Raw genomic sequence first — 15,245 nt, 5'->3', positions numbered from 1 at the left:
CCTGGGCTTTAGGGGCTGAAGATGAGATTTACGGTCAAGGCAAAGCTTGCCATCGCGTTCGGTGTAGTCCTGTTGCTCTCGATGGCGGCGGGTGGTCTCGCTTACGTCAAGCTGAGCGAGATGATCGATACCGCCGACAGCCTGGTGTCGCGCGCCGGCCGGATGGACCGGGCGGCGGAAATCGAAAAGGGCATCCTGCTCCAGGTTCGCGCCGAGAAGAATCTCATTCTCGCGCCCGAGAGCGAAGCCGATCGCTTCCTGGCCGAGATCGCCAAGCAACGCGAAACGCTTCTGAAGCTGAAGGAAGAGATTCACGCGGTGGCCTCTCCCGAGGGCAAGAAGCTCATCGAAAATTTCGGCACCGCCTATACGCGGATGAATGCCGTTCAGGATGACGCCCTCAAGACCGCGCGCGCCGACAAGGCAAAAGGTGCCGAACGCTCCATGACGGAGGTCCGCAAGGCCGTCAGTGAGGCGATGGAAGCCGCCAATACTTACGTCACGAACGTCAAGAAGAACATGGCTGACCAGGCCGCCATGGCTCACGAGGACGGCAATCGGGCCCACATGATGCTGATCTCGGCCGTGGTGGCGTCGCTCGCGATCGGCCTGATCGCCGCGATCTGGATTTCCATCAGCATTGCTCGTGGTCTCAGCCGGGCGGTCGGCCTTGCCGGTGCGGTGGCGGGCGGCGACCTCACCCAGACGATCAGCATCTCCAGCAATGACGAGATCGGCGATCTCGTCAAATCGCTGAACACGATGGTCGAAAAGCTTCGGCAAGTCGTCGAGGAGGCTCTCACCGCCTCACACAACGTCTCTGCCGGCAGCCAGGAGCTCTCCGCCAGCGCCGAACAGCTCTCGCAGGGCGCGACCGAGCAGGCTTCGTCGGCCGAGGAAGCCTCCTCCTCGATGGAGGAGATGGCCTCGAACGTGAAGCAGAACGCCGACAACGCCAACCAGACCGAGAAGATCGCCGCGCGATCGGCCCAGGATGCCGAGGCCAGCGGCGTCGCCGTTGGCCGTGCCGTCAACGCGATGCAGACCATCGCCGAGAAGATCACGATCGTGCAGGAGATTGCGCGCCAGACCGACCTGCTCGCGCTCAACGCCGCGGTCGAAGCGGCGCGTGCCGGCGAGCACGGCAAGGGCTTTGCGGTGGTGGCGTCCGAAGTGCGCAAGCTCGCCGAGCGCAGCCAGGCCGCGGCCGCCGACATCGGCACGCTGTCGACGGAAACCGTCAAGGTCGCGCAAGAAGCCGGCGACATGCTGTCAAAGCTGGTGCCCGACATCAAGAAGACCGCCGAACTGGTCCAGGAAATTACTGCGGCCTGCCGCGAGCAGGACGTCGGCTCGGCCCAGATCAACCAGGCGATTCAGCAGCTCGACAAGGTCGGCCAGCAGAACGCCAGCGCGTCCGAGCAGGTGTCCTCGACCTCCGAGGAACTCGCCTCGCAGGCCGAGCAGCTCCAGTCCACCATCTCGTTCTTCCGCATCGAGAATGCCGGCCGCGGCGAGAGCGCTGCACCGGCGCCGATCGATCGCGCCGTCACCCAGCTCCGCGCCAAGGCCGCCCACATGGCGGCGGCGGATCGTGGCGGGAAGAAGCCTGTGCCCGCCCGGAAGCCGGCGCGCGCGACAAAGGTCGCCAATGGCGGCGGCTTTGCCTTCGACATGCATGACGGCGAAGACGACCGCGACGCCGAGTTCCAACGCTGACCGACCGGTCCGGCCTGGTGCCGGACCTTGCCCATTCGCCAACCCTGGGATTCCTGGACTGCATCATGGCCGCAACCTCGCAATATCTCACACTCGGGCTCGCCGGCGAGACGTTCGGCATCAGCATCCGCAATGTCCGCGAAATTCTGGACATGCGGCCGATCTCGCGGCTTCCGCACGCGCCAAACTTCCTGCTCGGCATGATCGACGTGCGCGGCAGCGGCTATCCGATCGTCGATCTCAGGACCAAGCTCGGCCTGCCGGCCGTGGCCGCCACTGAGGCGACCCGCATCATCATTCTCGACGTGCCGATGAAGGACCGTCTGGTCGGTGTCGGCTTCGTCGCAGACTGCGTGTTCGAGGTCACCGACATCGACGAGCAGGCGATCGAGGCGATCCCGGAAGTCGGCGGTAAATGGCAGTCGGACTATGCCGCCGGCATCGGCCGCAAGGGCGAAAAATTCGTCGTGATCTTCGACCTCGCCAAGCTGATGGCGCATGACGAGATCCCGGAAGGACGCAACGCGGCTGCGGATACGTCCCGCGCCGCCTGAGTTTGCACGTGCGTGGTCAAGCGTAAGCACCCCAATTCGAACCAACGAGACTGACATGAGATTCACCGTCAAAGCCAAGCTTGCCAGCGCGTTCGGCGTCGTCATCCTGCTGTCCATGATCGCCGGCGGCGTCGCCTACACGAAGTTGAACGATATGGTCACGACGGCCGAGCACCTATCGGCTCGGGCCGGTCGGCTGGCGAAGGTCGGCGACCTTCAGGAAGCCGTGTTGCTTCAGGTGCGAGCGGAAAAGAACACCATCCTGGCGGCCGATGCCGATCAGGACAAGTTCATCAGCCAGATCGCCCAGCTGCGCGAGCGCGCCTTGAAGGTGAAGGACGAGGTCCATGCCAGTGCGAGCGAGACTGGCAGGAAGATGATCGAAACATTCGCTACGGCGTATGCAAATTCGAACAACGTACAGGATCAGACACTCGCGTTGGCAAAGCAGGACAGGGCCAAGGCGACCGACCGATCCATGACCGAGGGTCTGAAAGCCACCACGCCGGCGCTTGCCGCGGCGAGTGACTACATCACCTATGTCAAGAAACAGATGGCCGACGAGAGCGAGCAGGCCAGAGCCGACGGCAACCGTGCCACCATCATTCTGCTATCGCTGATAATCGCTTCGCTCCTGATTGCCGCTGTTGCGGCGACTTGGATCGCTCTCAACATCAGCCGGGCGCTGGCACAGGCAGTGGGGCTTGCCGACGCGGTAGCAATCGGAGATCTCAGCCACAAGATCGAGTCCTCCAGCAACGACGAGATTGGAGATCTCATCAAGTCGCTGAACGCGATGACGGTCAACCTGAATGCGACGGCGGCGCTTGCCAACCAGATCGCGCAGGGTGATCTCACGGTCGAAGCCAAGCCGCTGTCGGACAAGGATACGCTCGGTCTTGCGCTGGAGCGCATGGTGGAAAAGCTCCGGCAGATCGTTGCCGAGGCTCTCACGGCCGCGCAGAACGTCTCTGCCGGCAGCCAGGAGCTCTCCGCGAGCGCCGAGCAGCTGTCGCAGGGCGCGACCGAGCAGGCTTCGTCGGCCGAGGAAGCCTCCTCCTCGATGGAGGAGATGGCCTCCAATGTGAAGCAGAATGCCGACAACGCCAACCAGACCGAGAAGATCGCCGCGCAGTCGGCCAAGGACGCCGAGGCCAGTGGCGCCGCGGTCGGCCGCGCCGTCAATGCGATGCAGACCATCGCCGAGAAGATCACGATCGTGCAGGAGATCGCGCGCCAGACCGACCTGCTTGCGCTCAATGCGGCGGTCGAGGCTGCGCGCGCCGGCGAGCACGGCAAGGGCTTTGCAGTGGTGGCGTCCGAAGTGCGCAAGCTCGCCGAACGCAGCCAGGCGGCCGCCGCCGAGATCGGCACGCTGTCGACGGAAACCGTCAAGGTCGCGCAAGAAGCAGGTAACATGCTTTCCAAGCTCGTCCCTGACATCAAGAGGACGGCAGAGCTTGTCGAGGAAATCACCGCCGCCTGCCGCGAGCAGGACGTCGGCTCGGCCCAGATCAACCAGGCGATCCAGCAGCTCGACAAGGTCGGCCAGCAGAACGCCAGCGCGTCCGAGCAGGTGTCCTCGACCTCCGAGGAACTTGCGTCGCAGGCCGAGCAGCTTCAGTCGACCATTGCCTATTTCCGGATCGAGCAGGGACGCAGCCAGGCACCCGCGCCGATCGACCGGGCGGTGAACCAGCTTCGCGCCAAGGCTGCCACGATGGCCGCCGTCGAGCGTCCGGCCAGGAAGCCGCAGACCAAGCCCGCGCGCGCGATGAAGGCGGCCGCCGGCGGCGGCTTCGCTTTCGACATGAACGACGGCGAGGACGATCGGGACGCCGAGTTCCAGCGCTAGGACTCATCGAAGGATCGGCCCATACCTTCACCGGTGGGCCGATCCGCCTTCAGTAACTGGCGTGAACGCTTAGGATTCAAGATGGCCCATTCGGCCCGACAGTCAGTGCAGGCGGCCATCGCGGATCGGGGCATTCAGCCATGATGCCCGCCGTGCAGGATACGGCCGTCCATCTGTCGGACCGCCACTTCCGGACCATCGCCGAATTGATCGAGGGGCAGGTCGGCATCAAGCTGCCGCAAGGCAAGCGGCTGATGCTGGAGGGGCGGCTGCACAAGCGCGTGCGCGCGCTGAACTTCTCCGATCTCAACGAATATGTCGACAACCTGTTCGAGGCCGAACATTTCGACACGGAGCTCACTCATCTCATCGACGTAGTGACGACCAACAAGACCGATTTCTTCCGCGAACCGCAACACTTCACCTTCATGCGGGACGTCGCAGTCCCGGCCTTGCTTAAATCGCATGGCCGCAAGAACGCGAACCTGAAGATCTGGAGCTCGGCGAGCTCGACCGGCATGGAGGCCTACACGACCGCGATGGTGCTCGACGACATGACGCGGAATGGATCACGCTTCCTGTACCGCATCCTCGGGACCGACATCTCGACCGCTGTGCTGCGCCTTGCCAAGACTGCGATCTACACCCGTGACGTAATCGCGCCGGTGCCCGAGCCGTTCCTGAAGAGATATTTCCTGTCATCGAGGGACAAGTTGCGCGGCGAGGTGCGGGTGGTGCCGGAATTGCGGCGCATGACGCATTTCATGCGGATGAACCTGATGGATGAATCCTATCCGGTGGATCGGGATGTCGACATCATCTTCTGCCGCAATGTGTTGATCTATTTCGACAAGCCGACCCAGCGCAAGGTCGTTCAGCAGCTTTGCAGCCATTTGCGGCCGGGCGGGTATTTACTCGTCGGGCACTCGGAATCCATGATTCACAGTTCCGTCCCCGATTTGAAGCAAGTTCAGCCAACCATTTTTCAGGTCTGATTGGAGCCGCGCGAGATGCCGAGGGAGAAAGTTCGCGTGCTGATCGTGGACGATTCGGCGTCGGTTCGCCAAATCCTGCAGACGATTCTCAACGACGACCCTGATATCGAGGTGATCGGAGCGGCTTCCGATCCGTTTGCGGCGGCGCGACGTCTCCAGAACGAAATCCCCGATGTCATGATCCTGGACCTGGAAATGCCGCGCATGGACGGCATGACGTTTCTGCGCAAGATCATGTCGCAACGTCCGATCCCGGTGATCATCTGCTCCTCGCTGACCGAAGAGGGCTCGGACGTGATGTTCGAGGCGTTCGAGGCTGGCGCCGTCGATATCGTGCCCAAGCCGAAGATCGACACGCGGCAGGCCCTGCTCGAATGCTCCACGCGGCTACGCGAGGCCGTGAAGTCGGCCGCTCGCGCGCGGGTGCGTCCGCGCGCGGAGCGCCGGATGATCGAGAAGAAGCTGACGGCCGACGCCATCATCCCGCCTCCCGTACAGGGCAAGGTCCGGCCGACGACCGAACGTATCGTGTGCATCGGCGCATCGACCGGGGGCACTGAAGCACTCAACGACGTCCTCGAGATGCTGCCGCCGCACTGCCCGCCGATCGTCATCGTCCAGCACATGCCGGCGGGCTTCACCGCGGCCTTTGCCCGGCGCCTCGACAGCGTCTGCCAGATCCGGGTGAAGGAAGCCGAGGATGGCGAGCCGGTGTTGCCGGGCTGCGCCTATATCGCTCCGGGAGCCCGGCACATGCTGCTCCAGCGCATCGGCCTACGCTACCAGATCGCGATCAAGGACGGTCCGCCGGTGTCGCGGCATCGCCCTTCGGTCGACGTGCTGTTTCGCTCGGCTGCCCAGCATGCCGGCGCCAACGCGCTCGGCGTCATCATGACCGGCATGGGCGACGACGGCGCGCGCGGAATGCTGGAGATGCGCAAGCTCGGCGCCTCGACGCGCGCGCAGGACGAAGAAAGCTGCGTGGTGTTCGGCATGCCCAAGGAAGCCATCGCCCATGGCGGCGTCGAGAAGGTCATCTCGCTGCACCATATCCCGCGCGAGATCATGCTCTGGTACCAGGCCGGGCACGGGGCACTGACGGGTTGATCGCAATGTCCGCCATTCCGGCCAATACACTGACTGAGGCGACCGCCGCGATCGAGGATGTCTCGTCGCGGATCGAGGATGTCTTCTCGCGGGTGGGTCACGAGCTCGGGCGCGGCCACCTCATCTTCAAGGAGTTGAACCAGGGCCTCGCGACACTCTCGGAAGAGCTCTCCGGCGCCGAGATCGAGGGCGCCGCCACCGCATTGCAGGAGATTGCCGCGCGGCTCGGAGAGCTCGCGCAGGCGCTGCCAGCCGAGAGCGCCCTGCTTGCTTCGATCGGCACCAGCACGGCCGAGGCGTCGTCGCTGCTCAAGCCGTTGTTCAAGCACATCGGGATGATCACCATCATCGCGCGCAGCGCGCGGATCGAGGCGGCCTCGCTCGACGGTGATCGCGAGGGCTTTCTCGCTTTCACGCAGGAGGCCTACGATCTCGGCAAGGCCGTGCAGGGCTCGATCGAGGGCTGCGCGCGGGACCAGCAGCGCCTGTCGGAAGCGGTGGCTACCGCGTCCGGCCGGCAGAAGGAGTTCGAAAGCCGTTACCGGAATAAGCTGGTGTCGGAGAGCGCCGAGCTCGGTGAAGCCTATTCCGGCCTGCGCGACCAGCGCCGCAACGGCAGCCAGCTCGCCGACCTCGCGAGTGCCAGCACCAGGAAGATCGCCGAAGCGGTCGGCAGCGCGATCATTTCGCTTCAGGCCGGCGACAGCACGCGCCAGCGCCTCGAGCATGTCTGTCACGGCCTCGGCCTTGCCTCGGGATCTTCGCCGAGCCTCGTTCCCGAGCCGGTCGCGAGCGACGATGGCGCGCGCGCGATCTGTCAGTTGCAGGCGGCGCTGCTCAGGGATGCCCAGCGCGAATTCGGCGGCGACATCGGCCAGATCGTTCGCGCGCTGACCGCCATTCTGCACGATGCCGGCAGTGTCGTCGGCCACGGCCGCACGCTGTTCGGCGGCGGGGACGGCGGCTCGTCCTCGTTCCTGTCGCGCATCAAGCAGACGCTGGCGCATGCCTCGACCCTGATCGCCACCTGCGAGAGCGCGGGCCGCTCCGTCGACGAGGCGCTCGCGATCGTCGAGGATACGCTGACGAAATTCCGCCAGGCGATCGCGGGGCTCGCCGAGGCGTCCGTCGACATCACGCTGATCGGCATGAATGCCGGCCTCAAGGCAAGTCATCTCGGCAGCCGAGGCAGCGCTTTCGTCGTGATTGCCAACGAGCTCAAGGCGACCGCCGACCAGGTCTCGGCGGGCGCGGGACGCTTGCGGCCCGTGCTCGACGGCATCGAGCGGTCGGCCAACGAACTGAAGGTGCTCCGCGTGCAGGGCGATCCTACGCAGCTCGCCAAGCTCGAGCCGCAGATCCTTCAGGCGCTGCGCGAGGTCGAGGTCGGCAATGAGCGGCTCGGCAGACTAATGAGCCGGCTCGTCGACGAAGGCGCGGAGTTCGAGGGCCTGATGAATTCGGCCCAGGGCCTGATGAACTCGCTCGGGGAAAGCTCCGCAGCCTTGCCCGCGGTCGCCGCGCGTCTCGAGACGGGAAGCGGCGGCGCTCAGCGGCCGCAGCCTGAGCCACAAGATCAGGCGATGCTCGACGGTCTCTTCGCGCGCTACACGATGGAGCGCGAGCGGGAGGTTCACCGAGAATTCTTGCAAACGCTGGGCCTCGCTTCGATTGCCGCCGCGCGCCGCGTCGAAGCGGTCGAGACTGCGGATGACGGCATAGAGTTATTTTGACTCTTTCGTCGCCGGCGTCATGCGTTGGCGGCAATTTGATGGATTGGGTTTTCGGGGCGTTAACCTTGCCCAAAGGGTTGGCAGGTCGGTCATTGCCGCGCCCCAGAGTTGGTCGCAAATACAAGTCAATTTCCGCGTCGAGAAATGCTCCATGTTGAAGGACGGCAAATACGCTGCCTGGTTCAGGACCCCGCGTGGTCAAGGCACCGGCATGGTGGATCTGATCGAGGGGCGGATCTCGGGCAACGACAGCTTCTTTACCTATGGTGGCTCCTACCGTGTCGATGAGCAGCATTTCTCTGCCGTCCTGACCGTAAATCGGCACGCTGATGGTCCGCCGAGTGTGTTTGGGCCGGACGAGGTCGAGGTCAGACTCACGGGGGTGTGCAACGGCCTGGTGGCGAACTGTTCGGGTACGGCCAGGGAAGTGCCCGACGTCAGGTTCGAGGCGACGCTGATCTACAGCCAGGACGACGTGCCGGCCGCCGACGCCCGATGCGCGGTCGTGAAGCTCAATGTCGACAGGCTGCCCAAGGGCCTCGACGGCCGTTCCCGGCCGCGCCATCCCTTCACGCCGCCCAAAGCCCCGATGTCTTAGCGTTGCATTGACGCTATTGTCGCCAAAACGCGCCGCACGCGCACCGCGGCAAGAGTGCGTTTAGACGTGAAATCTAGGTTGAGGCCCATAACAAAAAGGCGGACAGGGACATGCCTCAGATCTGGATGACATATGACGAACTCGCGGCACTCAGCGGCTGTAGCGCTGCCGAGGCCAGGATGCAGGCGCTGCATCTTTCGCTTGATCGCCGCAAGAGCCGCGACGGAAACACCCGCGTCAAGCTGAACCTCGCCTTGATGGCGCGGTTTTTCGAGACCGTTCGTGAAGCTAAGTTCGACCTCGACGATGCGATCGCGGCATTGCGCGATGCCCATCGGCAGATGTCCGGAGTCCTCTCGGCCGATCAGCCGGGATTGCAGCGCGGAGTTGCGTGATCTTGCCGTGCCGTCGGCCGTCTCAGGACGGCGACCTCGGCAGGAAAGCCAGGATGGTTTGGGCCAGAAGGACGCCGACGGTGCCGCCGGCGGCCTTTTGCAGGACATCGATGAACTCTGGATGACGATCCGGCGTCATCGCCTGCAAGACCTCTAACCCGACTGCGACGGCCACCACGAACGCGCAAGCTAGTTTGAACCGCCCCGGTAGCAGAAAGGACAGCAGGAAACCCAACAGGCCGTAGGCGCTGAAGCGTTCAATGACGACGACCCAATAGGCCTCTGCATGGCCCATCAGTGCCGGCCTGCCCGCGAGCTTGGCGAGCGTGGCGTAAATGATGAGTGCGATGCAGATCCCTGCAGCTGCGATGAAATGGTTGCGGCGCATGGCGCCAGCATAAACGGTCGGCCGGCCTGTCGCTTTCGAAAGCCAACAACATCGTTAAGGTTCATGAACCTTCGAGGGCATGAACCTGGGAACACGGGGCGTGTCGCGGATCGGTCGCGATGACCCATGCGCGAGAGTTCCGCTTTCAGGGAGCGGGCAGGCGATCGTTCCTGCCCAAATTCCTGGCATCGAGGAACCATGTCGGCCCGTTCAGGCGCGACGCCGCGTGCCTGATGGCTTCACAAATCCGTTTGCCGGGTTTGACGATCAACGCCGATTGTAGGACCAGCCCTTGTCGACATCTGTCGGGTAGTGAGCCGCGAAGTACGGATTCTTGAGGCAATTTCGTGCGGGGTCGAAGATCCAGTCCGCGCATTCCCGGTAATTCAGGAATCGGCAGTCGAAACCAAAAGCGCACCACGGTGCGCCGTTCGGAAATCCAAACCGCACAGGGACTTGCGCCGACGCCACCGAGGGCAGAGCCATGGAAGGCAGAGCCAGAAGCAAAGCTACGGCGAGTGGGCGGGACAACATGGTGCATTTCTCCAACAACCATCGAGCGGAGACCGACGCCGGTCCGGCGACCGTTCTCCGTCGGAAAGGGACGACGTTCGATCTCATCGTTGGATAGTCTAACATCCGGACGCGGAGAGATCGAGAGCGCTGAAGGCTGTCGGACTGTGTCGATCGGCGTCTTCCATTGATCGATTGAAGAGGAAGGCGCGCCCGTCCATGAAAAAGTCGTGTACAACCAGCAACGGACGCTAGGTCTTCTTGGATCCCTTGGATTTCAGCGTCAGGCCGAGGCGCAAGGCCATGCGCTTGACCGCATCGGGCGAGCGCCCGAGAGTTTTCGCCGCCTCTTCCAGCGAAGCCGAGGACTTGGCCAACTCCATCAGCCGGCGGTCTTCCTTGAACGACCAGGGCCTGCGCGCCATAACTGAATTCATCCTCTCGTCGACACAACGGCAAGCCGCCAAGCGGACCCACGTTCGCTCGACGGCTTTGCCTGGGTGGGGCCGGGTCTGGGGGAGCCCGGTGAGGAGATGGATATGCGATCTCGCGACGTTCGCAACAAACAACGCGGATTAAGCTAACTGCTCAACCTTACCGGGACAAAATAGCTGCGCGGCGCTCCGTAGTACCACGGGGATTCGCTAGCCAAGATCGATGCGTGCGCTCCGATGGCCGCGATCGAGCATATTCCGATGCCACTTCCGGTTGTCGCAGAACCAGCGCGCGCTCGCGCAATCCAGGCGTGCGACTGCGGCGGCTTCTCCGCGATGGACTATGCGCGTCCGGTCGCATCGAGTTCGACCACGCATATTGCTCGGGGTGTTGACGGAATATCCGAACATCCCGGCCGGGTGCCGCCCGCGGTGGCCTCGCTCGGTATCTCCGGCTGTCTGTTGCCGCAAGAGATGTTGTAGCCGAGCAGCGACTGCTGATGCGGGGGCGCGGCGCGAATTCGGAGATCAGTTTGAATTGAATCGCGGCGCGGCTGGATCGCAGAGACTTCGAACGAGAATGGATCCAATGCAATGCATGCGTGCACCGTCGATTCCGACGAGCAGCATTGCGCGTCTCTGAGATAACGCGTCACGAGATCGTCGAATTTGTTCGGCTATGCTCGCGCATACGGCCACAAACAAATCAGAAGACCGAGATGCTTCACAAGGCGCGCGCGGCACTTCCTCTCACGAAGATCAGAGAGCGGGCGTTGGAAGGCGCCTTTTTCAGCGTTGCGCTGATCGCGATGGCGGGCTGGGTGTATTTCATCACGCTGTTGCTGGTGAGGTTGTTCTTCTGGTTGTTCGGTTGAAGCGCGTGGGGGCACTTCGCGTGCAAGGTGCTGCCCAAAAAATCCCTGGCATGACGAGAAAATCAGCGGCGCTCATCATGATCTCGACACAACTCGAAGATGAGACTGTCACGGCATGAGACAAGACGCTCGGTCACTGGGGCGAATCCCGAATGATGCTGGTTGCGATCCTGATTTCGCTCTTCGCCGCGGCGTGCATTTTGATGGTTTGCAACCGGAATGTCGGCGTTCCGTTGCGGCGAGAATGACGGTAGAGGGGAGCGGATCATGACGAGGCTGCGGGTAGGCACCATGACGAGCCCGACGAACAACGCGCCGCGACGGTATTTCGTCGATGGGGGAGGCCGCCGTGTCCTGATCGGCCTCACGCCCGAGGAGACGTTCGAATTCGAGCGGCTCGATAGTGAGCAGGTGTCCGACCAGGGGCAGGCTGCCACCGACAGCCGCGATGTGTGGCCGAATGCCGGCGAGCAGCGCTGGCAGGAGCTTTATGAGAAGCACGAGGGCGCCTGGAAGTCCTGGATGGCGCAAAGCCGCACCGGGCGGCGCGAAGGATTCAATCTTTATTAACCATCCCGGGCCCATTTTCCGGTCTGGCGCCTCGAACCGGAAAACGCACGCATGTTTCAGCTCTTCCTGCGGGCCCGCACCCATAATTTCCTGAAGGACCGCTTCGGGGGAGAACAGACGTTTCGCGCGCGCTCGCCCGAGCGCGACGTTGAAACCGATCGCGCGCGCATCGAAGCCATCATGATCGCGATCGATGACGCCCTGCATGCGGCGGAGCGCGAGCAGTCGGGCTTGAACCGCCGAGTCGAGGACGTGCTGGCGCGTGCGGCCGTGACCTTCGGTAACGGCGACGATGAATATCTGGAGCGCGAGGCGCTCGACAATCACCACCAGGATCTGTTCGACAAGGAAATCCTTAACGGTCAGCGCCGGCTCAAGGAACTCGGCGCTTCGATCGCGCATTTCAAGTTCTTGAAGGCGGCGATGCTGAGTCGCTTTCCGGAATTCCGGCCTCCGGCAAGCTCTACCAATTAGAAGATCGGAGCGGCGCGCGACCGCAGCGGCTAGCTAGATCGCCAACATGCTGTTGCCCTGAATGGAGAGCAGCGTCAGATTTCCGGTGGCGTAGGCCCCCGTATCGATGTTGGCGCGGTTTTCCAGCAACTCGGCCTGCCGAACCGGCGTATGGCCGTGCACGACGTATTTGCCGAAGCGCCGCTTGCTCTGGAGAAATTCGTCCCGGATCCACAGCAGGTCCTGCTCGCTCTGTTCGGAGAGCGGAATTCCCGGACGCACCCCCGCATGGACGAAGAAGAAGTCCCCGCATGTGAAGGTCGGCCGCAACTGGCGCAGGAACGCGACGTGCTCCGGCGGCATCGCGGATGAGAGCTCGCGCACGAGGTCGGACAACTCGTCCTTGCCGAGACCGGGCGTGGCCGACACGCCGTACGACATCAGGGTCTGGAGCCCGCCGAACTGAAGCCATTCGGCGGCGCGGGAGGGATCTTCCAGCACCGAGGTCAAATAGGCCTCATGATTGCCCTTGAGAAAGACCGTGTTGCGGCGGCGGCTGCGTTCGATCAGGAGATCCAGGGTTCGACGCGAATCTGGCCCACGATCGATGTAATCGCCAAGAAAGACCTCGATCGCGCGATAGGGCCGGCTGTTCGCCATGTCGGCATCGATGACCGCGAACATCTGCTCGAGCAGATGCGCGCAGCCGTGGATGTCGCTCATCGCGTAGATGCGCACGCCGTTCGGTAGCTTCGGCCGGGGCGAATTTTGGGGCGCGATCATTGGCATGGGGTTCAACTCTTTCAGAGAGCTTCGCCCGTGATGTCAATATGCTATCGACGAAATCGGGGCGCCATGAGTGGCTTTTTTCCCACCTCGGCTGACAGACGCCCATTTGCGTGTCCTGCCGATCATCGGCCGGCTCTGCGAATCACCGGTTTCCGCGTTTGCTGCCCGGTTAGCCGAAGCTTTGGCTGTCGAAGGATTGCGCGACCTTGCCGCGATAGGCCGATGCGCGCACGCGGACCAGGACCGCGCCGCAGAAATAGCCGAGCTGGAGCGCCGATGCGAACACGAGGATCGTAACAACGATGTGAACTGACGCCTGCCCTTGCCAGGCGGAGCCCGCGCCGAGGGTCGCGGCCCCGAGAACGATGAAGGGCGGCAGGATGAAGATCCGGAAGCGCCCTCCCAGCAAAGATCCGATCAGCAGACTGAAAATGGCAACCGTACTCACGACACAACTCCCCGAGTTGGTCACGAGTGTTAATGGCTGCGGCCTAATACCGGCTTAAGCGGCATGGTTGAACAGCCGTTCAAATGCGCGCGAAAATGCTGTACGAATTTGACGCGATTTGGTGCGAAACGCGGCGCAATGCCCGCATAATTGTCACGTGTGTGACAGTAGTTTGAGCATTCATTTGCGGCGAAGCTGCGTTGCATGAAAATCGATTTGATTTTTTCGCTGCACTGCCGCAATGTCGCTTTGTTTAGTTAAGATATACTTCGGCGCACGTCGAAAATTTGGATCGATTTGCTCGCAATTCTTTATTGCGAATTGAGCGACGAGGCAGCGAGGTTCGGATGGCTGTAGCAACTTACGGTTCGGAAAACTATCATTCGGCTATATCGAACCGGCGCGGTGCCCTCCAACGGCCTCTCCAGGTTGCCTTGATCGCCGGTGACTTCGTTGCGGTGCTGCTCAGCTATTTCGTGGCGAGCGGTCTGTATCGCTTGCTCGTGACCGAGCAGGATTCCTCCGTCGGAGCGGGGCTCGTCGTCGGCGCTGTGTTCGTGACGATCTCGTATTTCCAGGGCGTGTACGATCACCACCGCCTGCTGAGCACGGTCTGGCAGCTGCGCAAGGTGCTGGCGGTCTGGCTGATCTCGCTGACGATTCTCGCGGTCGAGGCGTTTCTGCTCAAATCGTCCGCGGATCTGTCGCGCGGAACCACGCTGCTCTTCGCCGCGACCGGTGGCGTCGCCTTGGGCGGGCTGCGCCTGTTTTGGCGCATGGCTCTGACATCAAGCTATGCGAGGGGCCGCCTGGTCGACCGCAAGGTCGTGCTGCTCAGCCTCAAGCCGCTCGATTTCACCTCCACTCGCTTCAAGGACCTGCGCAAGCACGGCTTCAACGTCGTACGGCATTTCGTGCTCGAACAGTCCGAGGAGGGCGCCAACTGGGATCGCGAGATCCGCGACATCACCCGTCAGGCGCGAGCTGCGGACGTGGAAGAATATCTCCTGGTGATCGACTGGGACGAAATGCCTCTTCTCCAGAAGTTGAGCCAGCATCTGCGCGTGGTTCCCCAGCCGATTCGGCTGCTGCCGGACTTCCCGATTGCCGATCTGGTCTCGCGTCCGTTCCAGCCTGTCAGCGGCACGGTCGCGATCGAGATCCAGCGCGCACCATTGAATGCATTCGAGCGGGCGCAGAAGCGCTGCCTCGACATCGGGCTGGCATCGTTTGCACTTCTGTTGCTGGCGCCGCTGCTGGTAACGGCCGCGATCATGATCAAGCTCGATTCAAAGGGCAAAGTAATCTTCAGGCAGTCGCGGCGCGGCTTCAACGGCAAGCAGTTCGAGATCTGGAAGTTCCGCTCCATGACGGTGGCGGAGAACGGTCACACCGTCACGCAGGCGACAAAGAGCGATGCGCGGGTGACGCGCGTCGGCCGCGTGCTGCGGCGGACCAGCATCGACGAGCTGCCGCAGCTCTGGAACGTGCTTCGCGGCGAGATGTCGCTGGTCGGGCCGCGCCCGCATGCGCTGGCGCATGACAACTATTACGACCAGATCATCAGCAATTACGTGTACCGTCATCACATGAAGCCAGGCCTGACCGGTTGGGCCCAGGTCAACGGCTTCCGCGGCGAGACGCCCACCATCGACCTGATGGAAAAGCGGGTCGAGTACGATGTCTGGTACGTCAGCAACTGGAGCATCTGGCTCGACATCAGGATCATCCTGAAGACCGCGCTGGCGCTGATCCATCAGGAAGCGTACTGAGCCAAGGCCTTCTGAGCCAAGCCTTTTCTGATTGCATCCGGCACGCT

General features: G+C 62.8%; 16 protein-coding genes. 12 read left to right on the top strand and 4 right to left on the bottom strand.

The window, feature by feature from the left end:
- Positions 1-21: 21 nt before the first annotated feature.
- From WHZ77_RS26815 to WHZ77_RS26780, 8 genes are all read left to right on the top strand, one after another.
- Positions 22-1,719: a methyl-accepting chemotaxis protein gene (locus WHZ77_RS26815; RefSeq protein WP_375310704.1), complete on the top strand. Its 1,698-nt coding sequence runs from the start codon at positions 22-24 to the stop codon at positions 1,717-1,719.
- Positions 1,720-1,784: 65 nt separating this feature from the next.
- Positions 1,785-2,273, top strand: a complete 489-nt coding sequence (locus WHZ77_RS26810; protein WP_375310703.1) for a chemotaxis protein CheW — start codon at positions 1,785-1,787, stop codon at positions 2,271-2,273.
- A 55-nt stretch (positions 2,274-2,328) separates the two neighbouring features.
- On the top strand, positions 2,329-4,128 hold the full coding sequence (locus WHZ77_RS26805; RefSeq protein WP_375310702.1) for a methyl-accepting chemotaxis protein: 1,800 nt from the start codon (positions 2,329-2,331) through the stop codon (positions 4,126-4,128).
- Positions 4,129-4,268: 140 nt separating this feature from the next.
- Complete coding sequence (locus WHZ77_RS26800) at positions 4,269-5,123, top strand: CheR family methyltransferase (RefSeq protein WP_375310701.1); 855 nt, start codon at positions 4,269-4,271, stop codon at positions 5,121-5,123.
- Positions 5,124-5,138: 15 nt separating this feature from the next.
- Complete coding sequence (locus tag WHZ77_RS26795) at positions 5,139-6,230, top strand: chemotaxis response regulator protein-glutamate methylesterase (protein ID WP_375310700.1); 1,092 nt, start codon at positions 5,139-5,141, stop codon at positions 6,228-6,230.
- A gap of 5 nt (positions 6,231-6,235) precedes the next feature.
- Positions 6,236-7,963, top strand: a complete 1,728-nt coding sequence (locus WHZ77_RS26790; RefSeq protein WP_375310699.1) for a chemotaxis protein — start codon at positions 6,236-6,238, stop codon at positions 7,961-7,963.
- A gap of 151 nt (positions 7,964-8,114) precedes the next feature.
- Positions 8,115-8,561 carry a hypothetical protein gene (locus tag WHZ77_RS26785; RefSeq protein ID WP_375310698.1) on the top strand — a complete coding sequence of 149 codons (447 nt, stop codon included), beginning with the start codon at positions 8,115-8,117 and terminating at the stop codon, positions 8,559-8,561.
- 179 nt (positions 8,562-8,740) lie between these two features.
- Positions 8,741-8,956, top strand: a complete 216-nt coding sequence (locus tag WHZ77_RS26780; RefSeq protein ID WP_375310697.1) for a hypothetical protein — start codon at positions 8,741-8,743, stop codon at positions 8,954-8,956.
- 22 nt (positions 8,957-8,978) lie between these two features.
- Here the strand turns inward: WHZ77_RS26780 and WHZ77_RS26775 are convergent, their stop codons facing one another.
- The gene (locus WHZ77_RS26775) at positions 8,979-9,344 is read right to left on the bottom strand and encodes a VanZ family protein (RefSeq protein WP_375310696.1); all 366 of its coding nucleotides are present in this window, start codon (positions 9,342-9,344) and stop codon (positions 8,979-8,981) included.
- Between the two features lie 764 nt (positions 9,345-10,108).
- Positions 10,109-10,282: a hypothetical protein gene (locus tag WHZ77_RS26770; RefSeq protein ID WP_015688137.1), complete on the bottom strand. Its 174-nt coding sequence runs from the start codon at positions 10,280-10,282 to the stop codon at positions 10,109-10,111.
- Between the two features lie 728 nt (positions 10,283-11,010).
- Between WHZ77_RS26770 and WHZ77_RS26765 the strand changes: the two genes are divergently transcribed.
- From WHZ77_RS26765 to WHZ77_RS26755, 3 genes are all read left to right on the top strand, one after another.
- The gene (locus WHZ77_RS26765; RefSeq protein ID WP_168213530.1) at positions 11,011-11,166 is read left to right on the top strand and encodes a hypothetical protein; all 156 of its coding nucleotides are present in this window, start codon (positions 11,011-11,013) and stop codon (positions 11,164-11,166) included.
- Positions 11,167-11,433: 267 nt separating this feature from the next.
- Positions 11,434-11,736 (top strand): hypothetical protein, encoded by a 303-nt coding sequence (locus WHZ77_RS26760; protein ID WP_375310695.1) that lies wholly within the window; start codon positions 11,434-11,436, stop codon positions 11,734-11,736.
- Positions 11,737-11,787: 51 nt separating this feature from the next.
- On the top strand, positions 11,788-12,210 hold the full coding sequence (locus WHZ77_RS26755) for a hypothetical protein (protein WP_375310694.1): 423 nt from the start codon (positions 11,788-11,790) through the stop codon (positions 12,208-12,210).
- 33 nt (positions 12,211-12,243) lie between these two features.
- Here the strand turns inward: WHZ77_RS26755 and WHZ77_RS26750 are convergent, their stop codons facing one another.
- Positions 12,244-12,978 (bottom strand): metallophosphoesterase family protein, encoded by a 735-nt coding sequence (locus WHZ77_RS26750; RefSeq protein ID WP_375310693.1) that lies wholly within the window; start codon positions 12,976-12,978, stop codon positions 12,244-12,246.
- A gap of 169 nt (positions 12,979-13,147) precedes the next feature.
- Complete coding sequence (locus tag WHZ77_RS26745; protein WP_375310692.1) at positions 13,148-13,426, bottom strand: hypothetical protein; 279 nt, start codon at positions 13,424-13,426, stop codon at positions 13,148-13,150.
- A 347-nt stretch (positions 13,427-13,773) separates the two neighbouring features.
- On the opposite strand from WHZ77_RS26745, the gene WHZ77_RS26740 reads away from it, so the two are divergent.
- Positions 13,774-15,198 carry an undecaprenyl-phosphate glucose phosphotransferase gene (locus WHZ77_RS26740; protein WP_375310691.1) on the top strand — a complete coding sequence of 475 codons (1,425 nt, stop codon included), beginning with the start codon at positions 13,774-13,776 and terminating at the stop codon, positions 15,196-15,198.
- Positions 15,199-15,245: the final 47 nt, after the last annotated feature.

Source organism: Bradyrhizobium sp. A5 (genome assembly GCF_042076515.1).
Classification (GTDB): Bacteria; Pseudomonadota; Alphaproteobacteria; order Rhizobiales; family Xanthobacteraceae; genus Bradyrhizobium; species Bradyrhizobium cosmicum.
The sequence above is the reverse complement of the archived record's forward strand: the minus strand, read 5'-3'. Positions and strand labels throughout refer to the sequence as shown.

Bases quoted from the DNA above. Each gene is read 5' to 3' on its own strand.
- WHZ77_RS26780 (WP_375310697.1), top strand. From the start codon at position 8,741: ATGCAGGCGCTGCATCTTTCGCTTGATCGCCGCAAGAGCCGCGACGGA.
- WHZ77_RS26810 (WP_375310703.1), top strand. From the start codon at position 1,785: ATGGCCGCAACCTCGCAATATCTCACACTCGGGCTCGCCGGCGAGACG.
- WHZ77_RS26770 (WP_015688137.1), bottom strand. From the start codon at position 10,282: ATGGCGCGCAGGCCCTGGTCGTTCAAGGAAGACCGCCGGCTGATGGAG.
- WHZ77_RS26790 (WP_375310699.1), top strand. From the start codon at position 6,236: ATGTCCGCCATTCCGGCCAATACACTGACTGAGGCGACCGCCGCGATC.
- WHZ77_RS26760 (WP_375310695.1), top strand. From the start codon at position 11,434: ATGACGAGGCTGCGGGTAGGCACCATGACGAGCCCGACGAACAACGCG.
- WHZ77_RS26740 (WP_375310691.1), top strand. From the start codon at position 13,774: ATGGCTGTAGCAACTTACGGTTCGGAAAACTATCATTCGGCTATATCG.
- WHZ77_RS26800 (WP_375310701.1), top strand. From the start codon at position 4,269: ATGATGCCCGCCGTGCAGGATACGGCCGTCCATCTGTCGGACCGCCAC.
- WHZ77_RS26795 (WP_375310700.1), top strand. From the start codon at position 5,139: ATGCCGAGGGAGAAAGTTCGCGTGCTGATCGTGGACGATTCGGCGTCG.
- WHZ77_RS26755 (WP_375310694.1), top strand. From the start codon at position 11,788: ATGTTTCAGCTCTTCCTGCGGGCCCGCACCCATAATTTCCTGAAGGAC.
- WHZ77_RS26750 (WP_375310693.1), bottom strand. From the start codon at position 12,978: ATGCCAATGATCGCGCCCCAAAATTCGCCCCGGCCGAAGCTACCGAAC.
- WHZ77_RS26765 (WP_168213530.1), top strand. From the start codon at position 11,011: ATGCTTCACAAGGCGCGCGCGGCACTTCCTCTCACGAAGATCAGAGAG.
- WHZ77_RS26815 (WP_375310704.1), top strand. From the start codon at position 22: ATGAGATTTACGGTCAAGGCAAAGCTTGCCATCGCGTTCGGTGTAGTC.
- WHZ77_RS26785 (WP_375310698.1), top strand. From the start codon at position 8,115: ATGTTGAAGGACGGCAAATACGCTGCCTGGTTCAGGACCCCGCGTGGT.
- WHZ77_RS26775 (WP_375310696.1), bottom strand. From the start codon at position 9,344: ATGCGCCGCAACCATTTCATCGCAGCTGCAGGGATCTGCATCGCACTC.
- WHZ77_RS26805 (WP_375310702.1), top strand. From the start codon at position 2,329: ATGAGATTCACCGTCAAAGCCAAGCTTGCCAGCGCGTTCGGCGTCGTC.